Source organism: Pseudomonas sp. CCC3.1 (assembly GCF_034347405.1).
GTDB lineage: Bacteria > Pseudomonadota > Gammaproteobacteria > Pseudomonadales > Pseudomonadaceae > Aquipseudomonas.
Genome location: NZ_CP133778.1, coordinates 3632982 through 3656416, shown reverse-complemented (window position 1 = coordinate 3656416; position 23435 = coordinate 3632982). Strand labels below are relative to the sequence as shown.

General features: G+C 58.6%; 13 protein-coding genes and 2 pseudogenes. 3 read left to right on the top strand and 12 right to left on the bottom strand.

The window, feature by feature from the left end:
- Positions 1 to 74: 74 nt before the first annotated feature.
- From RHM56_RS16015 to RHM56_RS15960, 12 genes are all read right to left on the bottom strand, one after another.
- Positions 75 to 971 carry a metal ABC transporter solute-binding protein, Zn/Mn family gene (locus RHM56_RS16015; protein ID WP_322233781.1) on the bottom strand — a complete coding sequence of 299 codons (897 nt, stop codon included), beginning with the start codon at positions 969 to 971 and terminating at the stop codon, positions 75 to 77.
- A complete protein-coding gene (locus tag RHM56_RS16010) occupies positions 972 to 1871 on the bottom strand; it encodes a metal ABC transporter permease (RefSeq protein WP_322233779.1) in 900 nt (299 codons plus the stop codon).
- The gene (locus tag RHM56_RS16005) at positions 1868 to 2623 is read right to left on the bottom strand and encodes a metal ABC transporter ATP-binding protein (protein WP_322233776.1); all 756 of its coding nucleotides are present in this window, start codon (positions 2621 to 2623) and stop codon (positions 1868 to 1870) included. The genes RHM56_RS16010 and RHM56_RS16005 overlap by 4 nt, the downstream gene beginning before the upstream one ends.
- Positions 2620 to 3558 (bottom strand): metal ABC transporter solute-binding protein, Zn/Mn family, encoded by a 939-nt coding sequence (locus tag RHM56_RS16000; protein ID WP_322233773.1) that lies wholly within the window; start codon positions 3556 to 3558, stop codon positions 2620 to 2622. The genes RHM56_RS16005 and RHM56_RS16000 overlap by 4 nt, the downstream gene beginning before the upstream one ends.
- Positions 3559 to 3592: 34 nt before the next feature.
- On the bottom strand, positions 3593 to 4147 hold the full coding sequence (locus RHM56_RS15995; RefSeq protein WP_322233771.1) for a DUF6162 family protein: 555 nt from the start codon (positions 4145 to 4147) through the stop codon (positions 3593 to 3595).
- Positions 4144 to 4479 carry a hypothetical protein gene (locus tag RHM56_RS15990; RefSeq protein ID WP_322233769.1) on the bottom strand — a complete coding sequence of 112 codons (336 nt, stop codon included), beginning with the start codon at positions 4477 to 4479 and terminating at the stop codon, positions 4144 to 4146. Before RHM56_RS15990 ends, RHM56_RS15995 begins: the two co-directional genes overlap by 4 nt.
- Positions 4476 to 5018 carry a thiamine pyrophosphate-binding protein gene (locus RHM56_RS15985; RefSeq protein WP_322233767.1) on the bottom strand — a complete coding sequence of 181 codons (543 nt, stop codon included), beginning with the start codon at positions 5016 to 5018 and terminating at the stop codon, positions 4476 to 4478. The genes RHM56_RS15990 and RHM56_RS15985 overlap by 4 nt, the downstream gene beginning before the upstream one ends.
- Positions 5015 to 6226 carry a PepSY domain-containing protein gene (locus RHM56_RS15980; RefSeq protein WP_322233765.1) on the bottom strand — a complete coding sequence of 404 codons (1212 nt, stop codon included), beginning with the start codon at positions 6224 to 6226 and terminating at the stop codon, positions 5015 to 5017. Before RHM56_RS15980 ends, RHM56_RS15985 begins: the two co-directional genes overlap by 4 nt.
- A 211-nt stretch (positions 6227 to 6437) precedes the next feature.
- Positions 6438 to 7250 (bottom strand): isocitrate lyase/phosphoenolpyruvate mutase family protein, encoded by an 813-nt coding sequence (locus RHM56_RS15975; RefSeq protein ID WP_322233763.1) that lies wholly within the window; start codon positions 7248 to 7250, stop codon positions 6438 to 6440.
- A gap of 82 nt (positions 7251 to 7332) precedes the next feature.
- The gene (gene lanM, locus RHM56_RS15970) at positions 7333 to 10518 is read right to left on the bottom strand and encodes a type 2 lanthipeptide synthetase LanM (protein WP_322233761.1); all 3186 of its coding nucleotides are present in this window, start codon (positions 10516 to 10518) and stop codon (positions 7333 to 7335) included.
- A 138-nt stretch (positions 10519 to 10656) separates the two neighbouring features.
- Positions 10657 to 10800: a hypothetical protein gene (locus tag RHM56_RS15965; protein WP_322233759.1), complete on the bottom strand. Its 144-nt coding sequence runs from the start codon at positions 10798 to 10800 to the stop codon at positions 10657 to 10659.
- A 296-nt stretch (positions 10801 to 11096) separates the two neighbouring features.
- The gene (locus RHM56_RS15960; protein ID WP_322233757.1) at positions 11097 to 12047 is read right to left on the bottom strand and encodes a siderophore-interacting protein; all 951 of its coding nucleotides are present in this window, start codon (positions 12045 to 12047) and stop codon (positions 11097 to 11099) included.
- A gap of 296 nt (positions 12048 to 12343) precedes the next feature.
- Here RHM56_RS15960 and RHM56_RS15955 point away from each other — a divergent pair, with 296 nt between their 5' ends.
- The 3 genes and pseudogenes from RHM56_RS15955 to RHM56_RS15950 form a co-directional block, all read left to right on the top strand.
- Complete coding sequence (locus tag RHM56_RS15955) at positions 12344 to 20953, top strand: non-ribosomal peptide synthetase (protein ID WP_322233755.1); 8610 nt, start codon at positions 12344 to 12346, stop codon at positions 20951 to 20953.
- 8 nt (positions 20954 to 20961) lie between these two features.
- A pseudogene (locus tag RHM56_RS25970) lies at positions 20962 to 21495 on the top strand (condensation domain-containing protein); the annotation flags it as partial.
- A pseudogene (locus tag RHM56_RS15950) lies at positions 21487 to 23406 on the top strand (amino acid adenylation domain-containing protein); the annotation flags it as partial. The pseudogenes RHM56_RS25970 and RHM56_RS15950, both read left to right, overlap by 9 nt.
- Positions 23407 to 23435: the final 29 nt, after the last annotated feature.

The window sequence follows — 23435 nt, the reverse complement described above, 5'->3', positions numbered from 1 at the left end:
CCATCTCTCGACAGCCGCCTTCTCTAAACCCAGTTGTAAAACTCAGCCAGCTTTAATGCAACCCCCAGATTGCGCTACAGAGCTTCGACAATCGCATCAATAGCGCCCTGCAACTCAGCCACCGGATCTGCACCTTCAGCGTTCACCACCACGATTTGGCTGCCGCCCTCAGTAATCGCCGCTTTCAGTTCTGGCGGGGGCTCGCGATGGTCCAGCACCAGCGCGACATCATTGTCCTTGAGCGTTTGCGTCAGGGCTTTCAACGCTTCAGGCGTCCAGGGCTCATCGCTTTTGTGCGCCACTTCAACCCGCTCCAGGTTCAATCCGCTGATCAAGTAGTCGAGTCGATCCGAGACACTCACCACGCTCAAGTTATCGGCCTTGGCCAGCTGTGCTTCGCTGTTGGCACTGAGTTTGAGCAGGCGCTGTTTCAGGTTGGCGAGGTTGGCCTCAATCTTAGGTTTTGCCGCCGGGGCCAAGCGCACCAGGTCTGCGGCGATCACGTCGGCCATGCGCCCCATGTTGTTGCTGGCCAGCCACGGCTGGCTGTTCAGGCCATCGCTGTGTACGCCGGGTTGCACAGCAATGCCCGGCAAGCTGCCGTCTACCGGGCGTGCCGCGTCGACTTCAACGATGCGAATGTTGCTGCGTCGCGCCATTGGGTACAGCGGGTCGTCGCTCCACAGCGAGCGCAAACCCACCACAGCATCGGCGTTTTCGGCCATTTTTTGCAGCGCCGGGGCGCCGCGCCCGCTGAAGTAGGCACTTTGTCGGCTGCCGGGCAGGTTGGCGGCCGCCGCGCGTTCGAGGGTCACGCCACTGTCCTTGAGCAGCAAATCGCTCAAGCCGTAGGTGATCGGCAAGCTGGCGAGTATGCGCACCGGCTGTGCGTTGGGCGTGGCCGCCAGCAGCGGGGTGCTGAGCAGGCCAGTGATGGCGATTGCCAGGGTCAGTTTGCGCAGAGTGAACATTTATCCAATATTCCCTTTCAGGCTAGGCACCACGCCACGGGCAATGGCGGCCAGGGCGAAGGCGATACCGGCCACCAGAATGATCGCGGCGCCGGACGGAATCGGTAGGTCGAAGACGATGGGCAGCAAGATCCCGCACAAGGTGCTGATCGTGGCGATCAGCACCGAGATCCAGAAAAAGCCCTTCAGTGACTGGCTGAGCAAGCGCGCCGCCGCCGCCGGAATCACCAGCAGTGCGCCGACCAGGATCGCGCCAATCACCTTGACCGCAGCGACGGTGATCAGCGTCACCAGAATCACAAACAGGTAGTCCAGCGACTTCACTGCCACCCCGCGCACGGCGGCCAGTTGCGGGTTGAAGCTGGCGAGCATGATGCGGTTGTACAGTGGCAGGCTGAGGCCCAGCACCAGAGCACCGACAATCGCCAGCACCAGTAAATCGTTGCCGTTGACGGTTAATACCGAGCCGAACAGGACGTTTTCAAGGATGTGCACGTTGATCTTGCCCGCCAGCACCAGCAACAGGCTGGCACCCAAGGCAAGCGACACAGAGAGGAAGACGCCGATCAGGGTGTCTGGCGCCAAACCGGTGCGATTGCGCAGGTAATTGAGCGAAATCCCGAACAGCAGGCAATAGCCGAACAGGCTGCCGTACGGCCCGGTATAGGGTTCGCCAAGCAAAATGCCAATGGCCACGCCCGTCAGGGCGGCGTGGCCCACGGCTTCGGAAAAGAACGCGAAACGCTTGACCACCACCAAGGTTCCGAGCCCGCCCAGTACCGGGCCGATCAGCAGGCCTGCCAGCAGCGCGTTGACCACAAATCCGTAGGCCAGCACTTCGGGCAGATACCCGGCCGTGGCCCAGCCCTGAACCATCAAACGGAAGGCTTCATAGCTCATGACAGGGTGCTCCCGTTGGCCTTGGGATGGGTCGAAAACAGCGTCAGCAAGCGTTCCGGGCTAAGGGTTTGTTCAGGCGGACCATCAAACAGAATCTGCCGATTGAGCCCGGTCACGCGCTCTGCCAAGCGTTTAACGGCGGCCAGGTCGTGCTCGATCCACACCACCGTGACCCCAGCTTGGCGCCACTCATTGAGCAGGCGTTCAAACACGTGCGCACCGGCCTCGTCCAGCGCAGACATCGGTTCGTCCAGCACCAGCAATTGCGGGGCCGGGATCAGGCCTTGGGCCAACAGCACTCGCTGGCGCTCACCGCCCGACAACGCACCCATGCGCCGTTTGCGTTTGTCTTGCATGCCGACTCGTTCCAGCGCCTCGCCAATCTGTGGAGCGACCTTGCGCGACAGGCCCATGAAAGCCGGGCGCCGCTGGCACATGGCGGCCATGAAATCGTCCACGGTCATTGGCAAGCCCCGGTCAAACTCCAGCGCTTGCGGCACATAACCGATCAGCCCTGGCTCGCTGGCCCAGTTCAGGCGCAATTGGCCTTGATGCGGCATTTGCCCGAGCAGGGTTTTGATCAGCGAACTTTTGCCGCCGCCATTGGGGCCGACCAGCGCATGCACGCTGCCTGCCCGAATGCTGAAACTGACGCGGTCCAGAATGGCAGTACGGCCCAGGGTCAGCGACACCTGATCAAACTCGACCCCTGGCCCGGTTGCCTGTACGGCGATATGTTCTGCCGCCGTCATGCGCCGGACTCCTGAATGGCCCTGACCACGGTATTGAGGTTGTTGGTCATTTCTTTTTCGTACTTGTCGGCGGTGTAGTCGCCATACGAAATGTGCGAGAGCGGGTACAGCTTGACCCCGGATTCGCGCTGGATGGTGTCAACGTAAGTGGACGGGAAGTCCATCTCCGAGAAGATCACTTTCACATCCAGTGCCCGCAGTTGGTCGATGGTTTTCTTCAACTGGCTAGGGCTTGGCTCAATACCATGCGCGGGCTCAACCACGGCGGTGACTTCGAGGCCGAACTCACGCAACAAATAGTCATAGGCCGCATGCACTGTGGCCACGCGCAGGTCGGGGTTGGGTGCTTGAGTCAGCTTGGCCAGGGCATCGGCGCGCATCTGGCGCAGACGCTTGCCGTAGGCGCGGGCATTGGCGGTGTAGGTTTTCGCGTTGGCCGGGTCGAGTTTGCCCAGTTCGCGAGCGATGTTATTGACCTGGGCAATCGAGGCGCTGATCGACAAAAAAGTGTGCGGGTTGACCACCTTGCCTGCGCCACGCGCGGCGGTGCCGGTGGCTGCCAGCAGCGGCACGTTTTCATTGGCTTCGATCACCGGGATGTTCGGCTTTTCACTGGCTTCGATCATCTTGTCGGCGAAATCGTCATGACCGACGCCATTGAGGACGATCACATCCAGCGTGCCGATACGCTTGATGTCTTCAGCGCGTGGCTCGTAGGCATGCGGGTTAAAGCCTGCCGGAATCAGCGGCACGACTTCGGCCTTGTCGCCAACGATATTGGCCACGTAGCTGTAATACGGGTGCAAGGTGATGCCAATGCGCAGCGGCTTGGCCAGCGGAGCCGGGGTGTCAGCATTAGCCAGTGGCGAAAGGCAAAGAGCCAACAGGCTAGCCAGCAGCAAGGTGCGGCGGCGCAAAACAGATGAAATGGACATGGCGAGCAGTCTTCTCTCAGGTAAAGCGGTGGGTTCAGTGCCGATGCTGGCGAGTCACCCCGGCATCGAATTGCGCGATCACTTGCTGCCAGCCGGCCTGATTCAGCGCAGCATCGCTAAAGTCGGTGGGGGCGCTGACAGTGCCGTTGCGGTTGAGCCAGACATCGGGCTGCGCGCTGATGCGCATTAAAAACGAGCCCGCGACCTCAGGCTTTGGGCTCACGCCCAGGTACGCCTGCTCGCCCAACAATTGCCACGCATGGTTGCCGCGGCTGACCGAACTGGCGTCGCTGGCAAAGGGCGCAAAGCCTTCTTCGGCCAATTGCTCGGGCTGGGGCAGGGCGCTGGCCTCTTCGCGCAGCAGTTGGATCTCGTCGAGCGTGACCCGCAAGTCGGCATAAATGCCTTGCTCGGCGGCATTCAAGTCGCGCCGGGCATCCAGTTGATGGGCCGCGACCGAGGTGGTTTCTTGCGACTCATGACGCCAGGCCACCACCGAGCCCGCCACGCACAGAATCACCAGGCACAACAGCAGCACATACAGGGTTTCATGCCCAGCTCCGGCCGGGCGCACGACTTGAGTACTCATGGGGCCTCGATGTCGGCTTGGTCGATTTCAACGATGTGGCCGGGGCCTGCGTCAAACAGCACATAAAACTCGGAAGCCGGGCGCTCGAACGTGAGGGTTGAATCCGCCCCCAGCTTGCCCGGCACCAAAATGGTTTCGTCGTAGCCGATCACGTCCAGCGTCACACCGGGTGCGCCGCTGCCATCTGAAAATCCGCCGGTACAGCGGATCTGTCCGCTTTCGATTTCCTTGCACTCACACATCGGGTTGTGGGCCATGGCTTGCCCGCCGAAGCCCAGCAAGGCTACGGCGATTGCCAGGCGCACAGGGTGTTTAAACAGGTGCGAACTCATCGTTTGCCTCCTTGTTGAGCCAGCCAGGCGAGGGTTGCCGGTGACGCTTCGCTCAGGGGAATGGATGCCTGATGCATCGAGCCGTCCCACCCTTCAAGGGTGATCCACAGTTCGGCATCGGCTTTAGTGCGTTCCGGGATCGGCAGCGTGGCGCCCATGCGGTATGGGGTGCCGAAGAAAATCACCCCGGCGGCGCGCAGGCTGCGGGGCTTGCCGATGCGCAAATAAGCGGCTTTGACCTGCTCGATGCAGGTCTCGCACAGCGCTGCGTTAAAGCTCTTCATATAGCCTGCCGGGCCGTCAGGGCGTGGGGCTTCGTTGCGCAGTTCTGCCAGTTGCAGGCTCCATGGGCCGACTTGCACCGTACCGATTTCGCGCTCGCCCAAACCGCTGTCCCCGCGAAACAGCGACGCATCGGCAAAGTACTTGGGCATAAACCCGAGCGGCACCAGCAACAGCAAAATATTGATGTGAAAACGCCATTTGAGCCACCAGCGACCGAGTGCGGAAGAAGGCTGTACTGCTGCGGCCTTACTCATACATTGGCCTCCTCGGGCTGAGCGCTGCGGGCCGTGACGGTCTGGGTATTGACCGGCACCCGGGCAGGCTTGTTGCTGCGTTTAAGGGCGTTGGCCGTGGCCAGCGCGGTGCGTTTGGTCCAGATCAGCAAGCCGCTCAGCACCATCATGCTCAGCACCAGGCCGAAGAAGAACCAGATCAGCTTGACCCACAGCCCGCCAAAATCGCCGGTGTGCAGTGGCCGCATGGATTCGGTCACCAGCTCCAGCCCCGAGCGGTCGGCAATCATTCGCGAGCCTTCAATGACGCCGTTGTACGGGTTGATGTCAGCGGTCTGGAACAGCAGCGGGTACCAGCCTGGCCCGCCCACTTCGATATGCCCGTAAGCATTGCTCGGCAGGCTGACAAAGCTCGCTTCAAGCCCGGGGATTTTCTCGGCGGCAATCTTCACCGCCTGATCGAGGCTGATCTGCGGAGCGGGAGTGCCGTCCGGCATGATCGGTACATCTTCGCGGGCGACTACGGGCGGGTTGCCCGTGGTCGAGATTGAAATCTGGTTATCGAACATAAAGGCCTGAATCAAAAACCACAGGCCAGTGATGGAAATCACCGCGATAAACCAGATTGACCACACCCCGCACAAACGATGGAAGTCGCCCCAAAAAATCCGCGCGCCGTGGTTAAAGCGCAGATTGGGTTTAAAGAAGCCTTTCCAGAATTTCTTGTAGACCACCAGTCCGGTAATCAAGGAGCCCAGCAATGGCAGACCGAGAAATGACACCAGGTACCAGCCCCAGCTGTAGCCATTGGTGAACGGCACCAGCCACCAACCATGCAGGGCACGGGTGAATTGCTGGAAATTAAAGCTTGGGCTCTCGCCCTGAATGGCCCCGGTGTAGGGGTTGATATACAGCGACGGCGAGCGCCCGTCCGGGTACACCACGCTGGCCACCAGGGCGAAGTGCGACTCGTCCGGGCGGCTGATCGACTGTACCGCCAATGCGGGTTCGGCCTTGTGAATGGCAGTCAACACCTGCTCATACGTGAGCAACGGCGCGTCATCCGACGGCTGCGTGGCACGGGCTTCAGGGGTGGCCAGCCACACAATCTCCTGGCTGACCACTGCCAATGTGCCGGTGACGCAGACAATCAACACGAAGAACCAGATCGGCAGCGTTAACCAGCTGTGGACCAGGAACCAGACCTTGGAACGGGATTTTTTGGACATGGGGGACGACAGACTCACGGCTGAGCAGGTGTGTAATCGCGATTGAGAATGCGATTGCTATCCATGTAGGACGTATGAGATGTCGAAAACCCGAAGATTGAGTTGTAAAAAAATGTTACCGCTAAGGGGTTGGCCGCTTCAGCGCAATGGGTGTCTCTTATAGACGCACAGGGTCCGCAACAATTTATGCCTCATCCTTGCGCGGCAACACTCAACGCATCACCTCGTTGAGGTGCTTGAAACTCAGGGTGTCCTTCATAAAGTCCAGCCCGTCCGGCTGCTCAAGCCCCTGCAACACCTCTGAAATCTGCGCATAAGCGGCTCGAAACAACGCGCTGCCAAGGCTGATCCTGCGCACGTTTGCGCCCTTGAGCTGCTCAATACTCATGCCCGGCATGGGCAGCACATTCAAGGGTTTGGTCAGCATGCGTTGAACCGTGTTCACGTCCTCAATCGACCTCAGGCCTGGCGAAAACAAGCAGTCGGCGCCGGCTTGTTCAAACGCACACAGGCGCGTGATGACCTCGCTCAACGAGTAGTGTGCGCCGAGCAGGTAGTCTGTTCTGGCCGTCACAATGAAACTGCGATCAAGACTGTGAGCGGCTTCGCACGCGGCCTGTACACGGTCACAGGCTTCATTTTGGCCATAGAACAATGGATTGGCCGAATCCTCATAGCTGGCGATGTCTTCAATCGAGGCGCCAGCACAGCCTATTTCAACAGCGCGTTTGAAGGTGCGTTCAACGCCTTCAAGACTGTTCGCCAACCCATTTTCAAGGTCTGCGCTGACCGGAATATCGACCGCACGAACGATTCGCTCAATGCTGGCGAACCTGCTCTCGTCGTCCATCTGCGGTGAAGAATCTCGAAAACCCTGCGCATAAGCGATACCCGCGCTAGTGGTGCCGATGCTGGAATAACCCAAGTGCTGAATCAACCGCGCGCTGCCTTCACACCATGCGTTAGGCATGATGAATAGACTGTCGCGAGCGTGCAGGTCTGCGAATTGCTGGCGTGGGCTCAATGAATGGCTCCCTTCAATAGATTAGGCGCACTCAATGTAGCTGGAACCTAAGGAGCTGTCGCAGGTTGCGATCTTTTGCTCTTTAGTTGCGGTCGAGCATTGCTTTGCGTGCTTTAAATGCCGAGTTCTGAAGCAGATACATGCGCTCTTCAGGAGAGGTCGAAGGTTCAGCCGATTCGTGCTTGACGTCACATAACGAAGCAAATTCGAGTGTCAGTACGTTAGGAAGCGTTTGGTCCAAGGAATAAAGCAAGGCATATCCCACGCCAGTTATTCCAGTCATTAGTCCCATATTGGGTACACGCTCTGTATTAAGAATTGGACTCGCAAAAAAACGGTCGCTCCCGTTGCACTGTGCCTGCTCGACCCGATCAAGCCCGGCTTGGTTGTCGGAGCCCTGATAGAGCATCTGCAAACAGAGCAAATTGCCCATTTTGCCGTGACATAAACTGTAATCGCGGCCCGAATCTGGCTGCCAAAGATTATGCTCGCAGGTTTGAATATCGTTCATCACTTTCTGCTCAAGCGCCGCATTCAATTGCCCTTTGAAAGAAACCAACACTTGTCGACGGGCCAGCAGTATCCCTCCATCTCCGTGGCACCACATGGAAGCATGGCCTGGATTATCGGCCTCCCGCATATCCAACCAAAAACCATCACGTGTTAACTGATTCTCTGCATTAAGAAGTTCTTCAACCAAAGGCATTAGTGAACTGTCTCCCGTGACTTCATAGGCTTTTGATAAAGCATAAATAGCCCCTGATATACCATGGGACAACCCCGTCAGCATCAAAGTTTGATCCGTGTTTTGATAACACTGGCCACCTTGAAATACAGTTTCCTTTTTGAGATAGCGAACCATCGCAACAATAGCCAGGCGCACATCATCTCTGGGGTGTAGTTTGTGCAGGTTCGACAGCAATGTAATAGCGCCGCAGCAGCCTGACAAGAAATCGTAAGAGTATGCACCTTTCGTTGCAGTTATCAGCAGTAACAGGCAGTGCTCTACCGCTTCATCATAGAGCGATTCACCCAGAATTATTTTTCGATTGGCGAGTAGATATAAATAGGACCCTATGCCGTGATAAGAACTAATGCTTATATCGTTTTTCGGGTAGTCCAAAGAGTTTGATAGTGACAATAAAATTCGATCAGTTATTGTCAAATAACGCTGATCACCACTGGATTTAAACAGTGCAAGGTAAAAAACCCCCAGGCCTGCAAGACCTGAATACAGCCCCTCGCTCATCGGCGCTAGATAGCGGCGGTGTGTAGAACCATGGGTGTGGAAAGCCAGCCAATAAATATCACCATCCCTACCCTGTATTGCATGTTCATCCAAGCTGTCAGCAATCTCAATAGCTCTGTGTAGTTGTCGACTTCTACATGAAGAAGCTAGCGTGCTCACAGTACCTTTAGATAAGGACAACTCAAGGGCAGAACTTTCCGAAAATAGACAGGTTTCAAGTACCGTAATTTGCCATCGCTTATCGATTGCGGACAGATTCATTAGCTTTCGCACGCAACACTCCTCAGGCGTATCAATGCCCCCCACATCTATTTTTTCGCCGCGCGAATTTTCTAAATAATGAGTAGTCAGGTCCATGCTGAAGTAGGGAATGCATAATGTTTTCAAATCTTCAATTTCGTGTGCTGGTATTTCAGCCTCTACAAAGCCAGACTTGATGTCTCGCCATTGAGTCGCCAACAATAACTCTCGATCCAACATGTTCTGGGTGAACCGAGGGTGATGGCCCAGCGCAATAAATTTGGCATAACGCTGCGTGTTTTTAATCAATACACGACTTTTTAGATCGGGTGCTTTTTTTCGAAAAAAATTGATAATGCCCTGTCGGTTAATAACTAACGCTTCATAGGCAATGTCAAAGCCACTCATAAATGCTTCGCGATAAGCATCCAGCGCTCTGTACTCTCTTCCAATAATAGGCAAGTGTTTAGAGATAGGTTGATGTTCGCTGGTGACTTTCTTCAAATGATAAAAACCATTCTCCAGAAGTAGAGTATTAACGGAAGAGGAATAAATTTTCTGCCTGCTCAGGCCACTTACATCAGTTCCAGCCCCGTGCGCAAAAGGTACAAACCCACTGGAGAAGACTGATTGGCGAGTGAGCCTGAAAGCTTTCATCAATGCAGACTCGGCAGGCAAGTCAAACAGCAGGTCACTAACAGCGCCCGTGAACAGGCACTCAAGATCGATCATTACCGGACATGAGCCGTGAGCAATAATATTTTCTCGATGAAAATCAATGCCATTCAGGGCGTGAATAACTGCGATTTGAGCCCCCATCTTCTGATAAAAGGCTGCAACGTCAGTGTCGTGTTCACACGCAACATGATCGATTCTTTCAACCCAGGAATGATTGTCAAAACACACCGTGACAGGTGAATAGATATCCAGACATTGCTCAGAGGTTTTTGTATAAAGCATCTTCAACAGCTGATTATAAAATACTCCCTCTCGACCACTTCTTGGCTTGTAAATAATTGATACATCGCCGATATGAACGCTGCACACTGTTTGAGTTTGCCCGTGAGGGTCTCCCAGCCCAAGATGAAGCGCCGATATTTTCCGGGTGACAAGGTCAAATTCACGCACCAGCAGACTCAGGTCCTGGGAGAAATCCTGAATAATTTTATACGTGTACTCAACTATCGCCTCTACAAACTCAATCAAGAGTTTGGCCAGTACAGGGTACGCTTCCATGATGGGGCGTAGAGTTGCTATTTTTAAACGTTCAATAAATTGCGCACATGTGATTGACTGACCTTCAGCAATACAAGTATTCAGCCAGTGAACCAGGCTCTGCTCCGCGGTACCTTGCACGGTACGAACGATGTATTCTTTGATGCTCGCAATAAATGAATCAACGTCAATAGCGTTAGAAATCTTGGGGAATCGCGGATCATTTTTAAACCAATAGGCAAATAAATTATAGAATCTTTGTCCAAACACCTCCAAACCGTAGCCCGGCAATTGATCACTTGTCACATTGTTACAGTTGTCAAGCATGTCCAGCTTTTGTGACAAAAGTGCAATGTGCTCAGAAGCGCTTGCTTCAAGCGTACAAAATGAATTACTTTTATTCAGTTTGCTTTTTAATTCATCCCGCCCAAAGCCGAAATATTTCAACAATGCTGAGTCATCTTGATGAAGCGTCTGCATATTATCAGCAAGCATATGGATGTCTTTTTCGGATAAAAGAAAATGCCCGCCTCGCTGTTTAAATGACAAGGAGTTAATTAGCATGCGGTTCTCCAGGGATAGATAGAGCAGCAATCCTGCTCTATCTATAGTTTGCTTGATGTTAAATGAGAAATTAAACTTAAATTCGTTATGAGAGTTTAAAACCAGTCTGTCATCAAGTGTTTCTGATGCGTGTATTTATCAGCACAGAAGAGCCGTGCAGTTTTCCGATCCGCACTCAACAATGGTTAACATCGCTGCTTCTGTGTTCGCTTCAGTCGTTTGATTGTAGTTCGAAAAATCTTCTTCAAAATCGCCAGACATAATCAATAATGCTTCAGTCATTAAGATATTCCTTGGGTTTGTTGGCGCCTAACTTGGCAGAAAAAAAGTACCATGATCTTTTCTGGTTACCAACAAGGAAGATATTAAACAACGTAACAGGCATATATTATTCGAACACCCGACATGACGTCTCAGGTGTAATCACACACTGTGTACTGATTCTTGGCCTGAACTGTATGGGCAAGTAAACATCCCTCTCGGTAGAAAACCAGAGGGAGAGGGAGCCAATTGGGGGGAGCAACAGATTTTCCAGGGGTTTTAAGCAGGTAACGTAAAAATAACGGAGCGTGTTAGGTCTACTCCAGCGACCTACCCAATTTCCAATACCCCATCAACGTCAGCCCCTTGCGGTCCATGCCGCATTCATTGATTAAAAAACGCCGAATATCCATAACCGCCCCAGATTCTCCGGCAACCCAGGCGTAGAACTCGCTTTGCTTGGCGCTGGCCAGTTCCCACAGGCGCTGGCTGTCCAGGTCCAGCTCTTGCAGCGCGGTGGTGCTGCGCAGGTTACTGCGTACCGGTGGCAGGCTGGCCAGTTCCCGCGCGGCGAGGATCATGCCTTCACCCTGCTGTTTGTGCAGGGTGGCGCGCGGGAGCCAGTGGACTTTGGTGTGCAAGCCGCACACCAGCGCCAAGCAGTCGGACTCCTCGGGGACTTCGATAAAAGCCTGCACCTGCGGGGTGTCAGGGTGATTGGCGAGTTGTTCAAGAATGCCGGCAATCGCTGGCAGGGCGGTTTCGTCGCCGATCAGCAGCACTTTGCGCATGCCTTGCGGCGGTAGCCATTCATAGCCGCCGGGGTCGGCGTGGTAAGCCGCATTGGGCGCGACGATCTGCAATGGGTCACCGATGTTGGCGTGTACTGCCCAGCGTGAGGCGGGGCCGGTTTCGCCGTGCAGCACAAAGTCGATGTCCAGCTCGCCCGTTTCGGGGCGCAAGTCACGAATGGTGTAAGTGCGCATCGGCGGCGTGTGTTCGGGGGCGAGATCGCGGCGGGCGACTTGCCAGTCGCCATATTTAGGTAAATGGGGCGCGACACCGCTGGCGCTGGGGAAGAACAGCTTGACCCGCTGATCGGGTGCCAGCGTGCGCATCAGCGCCACATCCTTGCCGCTGAACACAAATCGCATCAACGAAGGGCTCAAGGCAATGCGTTGCTTGAGCTGAATATCGAACAGTTGATAACCGGTTGGTTTACTGAGTCGTTTGCGCAGGTTCTGAACCAGCGTGGCAGCGGCGGACATAAGCAGCACCCATCAATGAGCAGGAGTCTTAAAGAGAACGAAGTGACGGGCGGGTAATTTAATGCGGCCAGGGGCGAGAACGCTGAGATCCGTTGTGGGAGTGGGCTTGCCCGCGATGGTATCGACGCCGTTCAACAGAAAAACCGCATTGCCTGCATCGCTGGCAAGCCAGGCTCCCACAGGGAGTGTGTCGCTCACGAAACCTGTAGTCCGCCACTTAATTTCCTCCGACTTCATCCGTTCCGTAGGGATAGCCGAGCCAAAGCTCGATAGCCAACGTGTACGGAAGAAGCCAGATGAATGCTGAGAAGTCCCTCAAACTTGCCCGCCGGTTCATCGAATTACCGCTCCAAAAGCGCCGGTTATTCCTCGACGGTCTGCGTGCTGAAGGGATCGACTTTTCGCAATTTCCGATTCCGGCCGATGTGCCCCAGACTGACCGCCAGGTGTTGTCTTACGCGCAGCGGCGCATGTGGTTTTTATGGCAACTCGACCCGCACAGCGGCGCCTATAACTTGCCCGGCGCCGTGCGCCTGACCGGCACCCTGAACATTGACGCGCTGCAACAGGCTTTTACCCACGTGGTGCAGCGCCACGAAACCTTGCGCACGGTGTTCCGGCAGAACGCCGATGACAGCCTCGAACACGTCGGGCATGCCGCACCGCTGGTGGTGGAGCAAGTGGATTTCACCTTGCTGCCTGCTCTCGATCACGATCAGGCAGTCGCCGCCGAGGCGCAGCAGCAATCGTTGCAACCCTTCGATCTGGCCAATGGCCCGCTATTGCGCATCAAGCTGCTCAAGCTGGGCACCACCGAACATGTGTTGCTGTTGACCTTGCACCACATCGTCTCGGATGGCTGGTCGATGAACGTGCTGATCGACGAATTTATCCGCAGCTATGACGCCTTCGAACGCAACCAACAACCTCAACTGCCCGCGCTGGCGATTCAGTACAGCGACTACGCGCTGTGGCAACGCCGCTGGCTGGAAGCCGGTGAGCGCGAGCGGCAACTGCACTACTGGCAAGCCAAGCTGGGTGAAGAGCACCCCGTGATGGCGTTGCCCACCGATTATCCGCGTCCGGCGATGCCCAGTTATCGCGGCACGCGCCATGAGTTCGCGGTGGCCCCGCAGCTGGTTGAGCAGCTAAGAAGCCTGGCGCAACGGCACAACGTCACGCTGTTTATGCTGCTGTTGGGCGCGTTCAATATCCTGTTGCAGCGTTACAGCGGGCAAACCGATCTGCGGGTCGGGGTGCCGATTGCCAATCGCAATCGCCGCGAAGTCGAAGGCCTGATCGGTTTCTTCGTCAACACCCAAGTGCTGCGCACGCAACTCACCGCGCAGACCTCGGTGGCCGAGTTGCTGGAGGCGATCAAAGAGACCGCGCTCGGGGCACAGGCGCATCAAGAACTGCCGTTCGAGCAACTGGTTGAAGCTCTGAAACTTGAGCGCAACCTCAGCCACAACCCGCTGTTTCAGGTGATGTACAACCACCAGCCAAACGTCGCAGATATTGAAGCGGTGAAAACCGCGTCAGGTCTGCAATTGGGTCTGATCGAGTGGGAAGGGCGCACCACCCAGTTCGACCTGAGTCTGGACACCTACGAAAAATCCGGCTGCCTGCATGCCGCGCTGACGTATGCCAATGACCTGTTTGACGGCGCAACCATCACCCGCATGGCGCGGCACTGGAACAACCTGCTGCGGGCGTTGGTCGATAACCCAGAGCGGCGCATTGGCGAGCTGCCGATGCTTGACGCCAGCGAAGTGCAGACCCAAGTGCATGACTGGAACCGCACCCACGCCGAGTACCCGACCCACACCTGTCTGCAACAATTGATCGAAGCTCAGGTTGAGCGCACGCCAAACGCCATGGCCGTGGTGTTTGGCGCGCAGTCCATGACCTACGGGCAACTCAATGCCCACGCCAACCAATTGGCCCATCGGCTGCGCGAGCAGGGCGTTGGCCCGGATGTGCTGGTGGGGATTGCGGCCGAGCGCTCACTGGAGATGGTGATTGGCCTGCTGGCGACGCTAAAGGCAGGTGGCGCCTATGTGCCGCTCGATCCGGATTACCCCGCCGAACGCTTGAGCTACATGATCGAAGACAGCGGCATTCAGTTGCTGCTGACGCAGGAGCATCTGTTGGCGAGATTGCCGGTTCCGGACCACGTGCCGACGCTGCGCCTTGACTCCACTGTAGGAGCGAGCTTGTCTCGCGATCTTTTAAATGATCAAGAGATCGCGAGGCAAGCTCGCTCCTACAGTACGCAGAACCTGCCCATCTTCACGCAGCCCGAGCATCTGGCTTATGTGATCTACACCTCGGGTTCCACGGGCAAGCCCAAGGGCGCAGGCAATACCCATGCAGCGCTGGTCAACCGCCTGAGCTGGATGCAGCAGGCTTACCCTCTGGGTGCCGACGACGCGGTGCTGCAAAAGACCCCGTTCAGTTTTGACGTGTCAGTGTGGGAGTTTTTCTGGCCGCTGCTGACCGGCGCCCGTCTGGTCGTGGCGCAACCGGGTGAACACCGCGAGCCGTTGCGCTTGATCGAGACCCTCCGCGAGCAACAGATCACAACCGTGCACTTTGTGCCGTCGATGTTGCAGGCGTTTATTCATGAGGTCGGGGTCGAGCAGTGCAGCAGCTTGCGACGTATCGTGTGCAGCGGCGAAGCGTTGCCGATAGACGCTCAGCAGCAGGTGTTCGCCAAATTACCAAACGCCGAGTTGTACAACTTGTACGGCCCGACCGAAGCAGCTATCGACGTCACCCATTGGACCTGTGTCGATGAAGGCGCCAACAGCGTGCCGATTGGTTTGCCCATCGCCAACCTGCGCACCTTGGTGCTCGACGCGGACCTGTCGCCGGTGGCGCTGGGTGTGGCCGGTGAGCTGTATCTGGGCGGTGTCGGACTGGCGCGCAGTTACCATCGGCGCCCGGCGCTTACGGCCGAACGTTTTGTGCCGTGCCCGTTTAACGAGGGCGAGCGCCTGTACCGCACGGGCGATTTAGTGCGCCAGCGCGTCGACGGGGTGATTGAGTACCTGGGCCGCCTCGACCATCAGGTCAAACTGCGCGGGTTGCGCATTGAACTGGGGGAGATCGAGGCGCGTCTGGCCGAGCAGCCAGCGGTGCGCGAAGCCGTGGTGGTCGTGCTCGATGGCAAACAATTGGTGGCCTACGTGGTGCTGCAAGACCCGGCCACGACCGATGACTGGCAAGCGGCGTTGGTCAGCCAACTACAGCGCGGACTGCCGGAATACATGGTGCCCAGCCATTGGGTCAGTCTTGAGCGCTTGCCGCTGTCGCCTAACGGCAAGCTGGAGCGTAAAGCCCTGCCACGCCCGGACCTGAGCACCCTGCAGCAAGGTTATGTAGCCCCGACCAATGAGCTGGAGCAGCGTTTGGCCGAGATCTGGAAACAGGTGCTGGGGGTGGCGCAGGTCGGCGTCGATGATAATTTCTTTGCCTTGGGTGGCGACTCGATCATCTCGATTCAAGTGGTCAGCCGCGCGCGGCAGGCCGGGATCGCCTTTAGCCCGCGCGACCTGTTCCAGCATCAAACCATTCGCCGTCTGGCCCGAGTGGCTGCATTGAGCACCCACACCCTGATCGATCAAGGTCTGGCCACCGGCGCAGTGGCGTTGGCCCCGGTGCAGCAGTGGTTCTTTGCCCAGGACATGCCCCAGCGTCAGCACTGGAACCAGTCGCTGTTGCTGCACCCACGCCAGCCGATCGACCCTGCACAGTTGGAGCACGCGCTTAACACATTGCTGAGCCATCACGATGCGCTGCGTTTGCGCTTCGAACAGCGTGACGGCCAGTGGCAGCAAGCCTACGCCGAGCTGCCGACCGACAGCCTGCTGTGGTTGCGGCAGGCGACGTCAATAGACGAACTCAACACCCTGTGCGAACAGACCCAGCTCAGCCTCGATTTGCAAACAGGCCCGTTGCTGCGCGCGCTGCTGGTGGAGATGCCCGATCACAGCCAGCGCCTGTTGCTGGTGGTTCACCACTTGGCGGTGGACGGCGTGTCGTGGCGGGTATTGCTTGAAGACGTGCAGCAGTTTTACACCCAGCCAGCACAGACGCCACACGCCAAAACCAGTGCCTACCAAGCCTGGACTGCACGTTTGGCCGATGAAGCGCTGGCGCGGGTCGATGAACTGGCGCTGTGGCAACGCCAACTGGCCGGAGCTTCCAGCGACTTGCCGTGTGATCGTCCCGGTGCTGGGCTGCAAAATCGTCATGGGCGCACGCTGGCGCTCACACTCGACAGCGAGTTGACCCGCCAGTTACTGCACGTCGCACCCGCCACCTATCGCACGCAGGTCAACGACCTGCTGCTCAGCGCGTTGGCGCGGGTGATCTGCCGTTGGAGCGGGCAAGCCAGCAGCTTGATTCAGCTCGAAGGCCATGGCCGCGAAGCGTTGTTTGCCGAGCTCGACCTGTCGCGCACCGTGGGTTGGTTTACCAGCCTGTTCCCGGTGCAACTGACCCCGGCAGCTGACATGGGCGCCTCGATCAAGTCGATCAAGGAACAACTGCGCAGCGTGCCGGACAAGGGGGTGGGCTACGGCCTGCTGCGTTATCTGGCCGGTGACGAGGTGGGCGCGCAACTGGCCCGGCTGGCCACGCCGCGCATCACCTTTAACTACTTGGGCCAATTCGACCGCCAGTTTGATGAGGGCGCGCTGTTCGTCCCGGCGGCGGAAAGTGCAGGCGTGGCGCAGGACGAAAACGCGCCGCTGGCCAACTGGCTGAGCATTGAAGGGCAGGTGTATGGCGGCGAGCTGAGCCTGCAATGGACGTACAGCCACGAGATGTTTGATGACGCCACAGTGCAGGCGCTGGTCGATGACTATCAGCGCGAGTTGTCAGCGCTGATCGCCCATTGCGTGAACTGCGAACAGGGCGGCATGACCCCGTCGGACTTCCCGCTGGCGCAATTGACCCAGGCGCAACTGGATAACCTCAACGTACCGGCCAGCGCCATCGAAGACATCTACCCGCTGTCGCCGATGCAGCAAGGGTTGCTGGTGCACACCTTGCTGGAGCCGGGCTCGGGCATTTATTTCATGCAAGACCGTTACATCATCGACAGTGAGATCGACCTGCCGCGCTTCACGGCGGCCTGGCACGCGGTCACCCAGCGTCATGATGCGTTGCGCGCCTCGTTCAGCCTCGACGATGACGGCCAGATGCTGCAAATCATCCACCGCGATGCCGCGCCCAACGTGCAGGTGCACGACTGGACGGATCGTGCGGAATGCGAGCATGAATCGGCGTTGCAAGCGCTGCTGAGTGAGGACCGGGCCCAAGGGTTTGACCTGCTCAACACCCCGCCATTCAGCCTGCGCCTGATTCGTCGCAGCGCTGGGCATTACTGGTTCATCCTCAGCAACCACCACATCTTGATCGATGCCTGGTGCCGCTCGTTGTTGCTGCAAGACTTCTTCGCCCTGTACAGCGGTCAGCGCAGCTTGCCGCCCGCGGCGCGTTATCGCGATTTCATTGAGTGGCTGCAAGGGCAGGGTGAGCGTGAGGCGCTGCAAGCATGGACGCTTGAACTGGCCGGTTTTGAACAGCCGACGCCATTGCCGTTTGACCGTGCGGTGCGCCGTCAGGGCGGGTTTTCGCAGATCGGCGATTGCTACGCCGACCTAGACGTCAGCCAGGGCCGGGCCCTGCGCGAACTGGCCCAGCGTTTTCAACTGACCGTCAACACACTGACCCAAGCCGCGTGGGCGCTGGTATTGCAGCGCTACAGCGGGCTCGACGACGTGCTGTTTGGCGTCACGGTGGCCGGGCGCCCGATCAACCGCCCGGAAATGCAAGACACCGTGGGGCTGTTCATCAACAGCATCCCGCTGCGCCTGCGTTTGCCGCGTGCCGGGCACAGCGTCAGCGTGCGCGAGTGGCTGCAAGACCTGTTTGAGCACAACCTGGCGCTGCGCGAGCACGAACATTTGCCGCTGCTGAAGATTCAGGCGTGCAGCGCGCTGGAAAAAGGCCAGCCGATTTTCGACAGCCTGTTTGTCTACGAAAACGCCCCGGTCGAAAGCGCAGTGGTCAGCAGCGCCGAGCAGATCAGCGCCAAGTCGGACAGCGCCCGCACCCACACCAACTACCCGATGACAGTGGTGGTGTACCCCGGCGATGCGCTGGGCTTGCACCTGTCGTATGACCAGCGGTTCTTTGACGAGGCCACGGTCGAGCGCTTGCTGGCCGACTTCAAACGCTTGCTGCTGGCGATTGGCGAACACGCCGATGGCAACTTTGTTGACCTGCCATGGCTGGCTGCCACCGAGCGTGACCACGTGTTGCAGGCGGGTAACCAGACCGCCCGTGATTACCCGCTGGCGCAGGGCTATGTGCGTTTGTTTGAGGCGCAAGTGGCGGCGCAGCCAGAGCAGATCGTAGCCACCTGCCTGGAACAGCGCTGGACCTATCGCGACCTCGACCGTAGGGCCAATCGTCTTGGTCATGCGTTGCTTGCGGCAGGTGTGAGCAGCGATCAGCCGGTGGCCTTGCTGGCTGATCGCAGCCTGGCGCTGCTGGGCATGATGCTCGGCAGCTTCAAGGCGGGGGCCGCCTATTTGCCGCTCGACCCGCAATTGCCGGTTCAACGCTTGCTGGATTTGTTGCAGTTGGGCCAGGTGCCGATGCTGGTGGCCAGCGTCGCTTGCCGCGAGCAGGCCTACAGCCTGCTGGCGCTGCTCAACCCGCAACAGCGTCCTCAATTGCTTATTTGGGACGAAGTGCAAACCGCCGGTTATTCCAGTGAGCAGCCCGGCATCTACACGGGGCCGAACAGCCTGGCCTATGTGATCTTCACCTCGGGTTCGACTGGTACACCGAAAGGGGTGATGGTCGAACAGGCCGGGATGCTCAATAACCAACTGAGCAAAAAGCCGTACCTGGACCTGACCCCGGCCGACGTGATCGCGCAGACCGCGTCCCAGAGTTTCGATATTTCGGTGTGGCAGTTCCTCGCGGCGCCGTTGTTGGGCGCGCAAGTCGACATCGTGCCGAACGCCATCGCCCACGACCCGGCGGCGTTGTTGGCGCATGTCGACGCGCGCGGTATCAGCGTGCTCGAAAGTGTGCCGTCGTTGATCCACAGCCTGCTCGATGAGCCCACTGGCTCGCTGGCCACGCTGCGTTGGATGTTGCCGACCGGCGAAGCCATGCCACCAGAACTGGCGCGCCGCTGGTTGCAGCGCTACCCGCAGATCGGCCTGGTCAATGCCTATGGCCCGGCCGAATGCTCGGACGACGTAGCGCTGTTCCGCGTCGATGCAGCCTCGGCTGAAGGCGCTTACTTACCGATTGGCCTGGCCACCGACAATAACCGTTTGTATGTGTTGGGCGGCGACTTGCAGCCCGTGCCGATGGGCGTGGTCGGGGAGTTGTACGTCGCGGGCACGGGTGTGGGGCGCGGCTATTTCAGCGACCCGCTGCGCACGGCGGCGGTGTTTCTGCCCAACCCCTACACTGAGCAGCCGGGGGAACGGCTGTACCGCACCGGCGATTTGGCCCGGCGCCGCAGCGACGGCCAACTGGAGTACGTGGGCCGTATCGACCAGCAGGTCAAAGTGCGCGGATTCCGCATCGAACTGGGCGAAATCGAATCGCGTCTGCGCGATCTGGCAGGCGTGCGTGAAGCCACGGTGGTGGTGCAAGACGGCCCGACCGGCAAGGCGCTGGTCGCCTGTGTGGTCGCAGACGATGAAACGCAGGTCTGGGATCAACTGCGCGAGCAACTCAAGGCCGGGCTCAAGGCGCAACTGCCGGATTACATGCTGCCGTTGCAATGGCTGCAATTGGACACGCTGCCGTTGAATGCCAACGGCAAGGTCGACCGCAAGGCACTGCCCCAGGCACAAACAGGCGACTGGCAGCGCGAGATGATTGCCCCGCACGCCGGGATCGAAACCCGCATCGCCACGATCTGGCAAGCGGTGTTGAAGCTGGACACGGTGAGTCGCGACGACAACTTCTTTGAACTGGGCGGTCATTCGCTGCTCGTGGCACAAGTGGTGTCACGCGTGCGTCAGCAATTGAACATCGAGTTGCCCCTGAGCAGCCTGTTTGAAAGCAGCGTGCTGAGTGATTTTGCCGCCCGGTGCGCGACCCCGCCGCCCAGCGTCAGCCAGCCACCCTTGCGCCCCAGGGCAGGCGATGAGCCGAGCGTGTTGTCGTATGCGCAACAGCGTCAGTGGATTCTCTGGCAGCTTGATCCAGACAGCGCCGCGTACAACATTCCAGCGGCGCTGCGGCTTAAAGGTGCGCTCAATCGCGAGGCGCTGTTGCGCAGTTTCAACGCACTGCAAAGCCGTCACGCGACCTTGCGCACCACCTTCACCCAAGACGGCGAACAGGCCCGCGGTGTGTTGCACGCGAGCTTGCCGCTGGCGTTGCGCGAGTTGACCCTCGACGTTGCCGATCCGCTGCGGGTTGACGCGTGGGTGGCTGAAGAAATGCGTCAGCCATTCGACCTGCGCAACGGCCCGCTGCTGCGGCTGTTATTGCTCAAGGTCGCGGCCGATGAGCATGTGCTGGTGCTGACCGTGCATCACATTGCCGCTGACGGCTGGTCGATGCAGGTCATGGTCGATGAGTTCAGTGCGCTGTACCTGGGCCATGACTTGCCGCCGTTGGCCGTCAGCTATGCCGATTACGCCAGTTGGCAGCGTGAGTGGCTGCAAGCGGGCGAGGGCGAGCGCCAGTTGAACGCCTGGCGCGAAAAACTGGGCAGCCAGCATCCCCCACTGGAACTGCCCAGTGAACTGACGCGCCCGGCGATCCGCAGCGAGCGCGGTGCGCGTCTGGAACTCGCGATTGAGCCAGCGCTGGCGGCGGGCTGCGACAGGTGGCGCAGCAGCACAACGTGACCCTGTTTATGCTGTTGCTGGCCAGTTTTCAGACCCTGTTGCATCGCTACAGCGGCCAGTCGGCGATCAACGTCGGGGTGCCGAATGCCGGGCGCGGGCGCCTCGAAACCGAAGGCTTGATCGGCTTCTTTATTAACACCCAGGTGCTGCGCGCCGAGATCGACGGCCAGCAGACCTTTGCCAGTCTGTTGCAACAGGTCAAGCGCGATGCCTTGTGGGCGCAGGCGCATCAGGACCTGCCGTTTGAGCAACTGGTTGACGCCTTGCAGCCGCAACGCAGCCTGAGCCACAGCCCGCTGTTTCAAGTGCTGTTCAATCATCAGCGGCAGATGGGCGACAGTGTTGAGCGGGCCTTGCCTGGCCTGAGCATTGAACGCATGGACTGGCAGCAGCACACGGCGCAATTCGACCTGGCGCTGGACACCGAAGAGCAGGGCGAGCAGTTGCACGCCAGCCTGACCTACGCCTGCGAGGTGTATGACGCCGCGACCATTGAGCGCCTGGCCGGGCACTGGCTGAACCTGCTGCAAGCGGTGGTTCGCGAGCCGCAGCAACGCATCGCGCAGTTGCCGTTGCTGAACAGTGCCGAGCAGCAGGCGTTGATTGCCCAATGGAACCCACAGGTGCAGGTGCAGCCCGTAGCGCCCACCCTGCATCAGCTGTTTGAAGCGCAAGTCGCCTTGCACCCGCAGGCGCTGGCGTTGCGCTGCGGCGATGATTCGCTGAGCTATGGCGAACTCAACGCGCAGGCCAATCGTCTGGCGCACAAACTGCGAGAGTTGAAGGTTGGCCCCGAAGTACGGGTTGGCATCGCCACCGAGCGCGCATTGGCGTTGGTGGTCGGGGTACTGGCGATTCTCAAAGCCGGGGGCGCTTATGTGCCGCTGGACCCGCAATACCCCGCAGAGCGCTTGAGTTACATGATCGAAGACAGCGGCATTCAGTTGCTGCTGACTCAGGCGCATGTGCAGGTAAACCTGACACTGCCGGAGAGTTTGCCGGTTATGTGCCTGGAACCCATGACTGTAGGAGCGAGCTTGCCTCGCGATCTTTTAAAAGATCAAAAGATCGCGGGGCAAGCCCGCTCCTACAGGGATAGTGATTGCGCTGAAAATCTGACTAACCTCAGCCAGCCGGACAATTTGGCCTATGTGATCTACACCTCCGGCTCCACCGGGCGACCGAAAGGCGCGCTGCTGAGCCACGCCAACGTCAGCCGTTTGCTGAGCGCCACGGCCGATGAATTTGGCTTTGGACCGAGCGATGTGTGGACGCTGTTTCATTCCTGCGCGTTCGATTTCTCGGTGTGGGAATTGTTTGGCGCGCTGTGCACCGGCGGGCGTCTGGTGATCGTGCCGTATTTCATCAGCCGCGAGCCGCACGCGTTCCATCAGTTGTTGTGCGATGAACAGGTGACAGTGCTCAACCAGACCCCGACCGCTTTCCGGCAATTGCTGCCCATCGCTTGCAACAGCCCACAAACACTGGCCTTGCGCTGGGTCATTTTCGGCGGCGAGGCACTGGACGTGGCGAGCCTGCGCCCGTGGTACGAGCGTTTTGGCAACGATCAGACCACCTTGGTCAACATGTACGGCATCACCGAAACCACGGTGCACGTGACCTATCGCGCCCTCAGCCCGCTGGATCTCGACGCCAAGGTGCAAAGCCCGATCGGGCGGCCCGTCAATGACCTGAGCTGGTACTTGCTCGACAGCCAGTTGCAGCCGGTGATGCCTGGCTGTGCGGGCGAACTGTACATCGCCGGGGCTGGCTTGGCGCGGGGTTATCACGGCCGCGCCGGGCTGAGTGCCGAACGCTTTGTGCCGAGCCCGTTTGCGCCGGGCGCGCGGCTGTACCGCAGCGGCGATCTGGCTCGCCAGCGCGCAGACGGCAACATCGACTACCTGGGGCGTATCGACCAGCAAGTGAAGATCCGCGGGTTCCGCATTGAGCTGGGTGAAATCGAAACGTGCCTCAAGCAGCAACTGGGCGTCAGTGATGCGGTGTTGAGCGTGCATCAAGGCCAGCTCTGCGCCTATGTGGTGGCCGATGAAACGACTGCCGATGCGCGGCTATGGCGTGAGCAACTGCGTGCAGCGCTCAAGGTCGATCTGCCGGATTACATGGTGCCGAGCCATTGGCTGCTGCTCGATGCGCTGCCGCTCACCAGCAACGGCAAGCTGGACCGCAAGGCTTTGCCCTTGCCCGCAACCGACCTGTATCAACGCCCGTACAGCGCGCCAGTGGGAGCGCTGGAAACCCGGCTGGCAGCGATCTGGGCGCAGGTGCTTGAGGTCGAGCGCGTGGGCCGCCACGACAACTTCTTTGAATTGGGCGGGCATTCGCTGCTCGCGGCCCAGGCCAGTGCCCGGGTCGAACTTGAATTAGGCCTCGACGTGGCGCTGCGTGCGCTGTTCGAAGCGGCTGACCTGCAAGCCTATGCCGCCCTGGCACAGGCACAAACGCCTGCGGATAACGATGT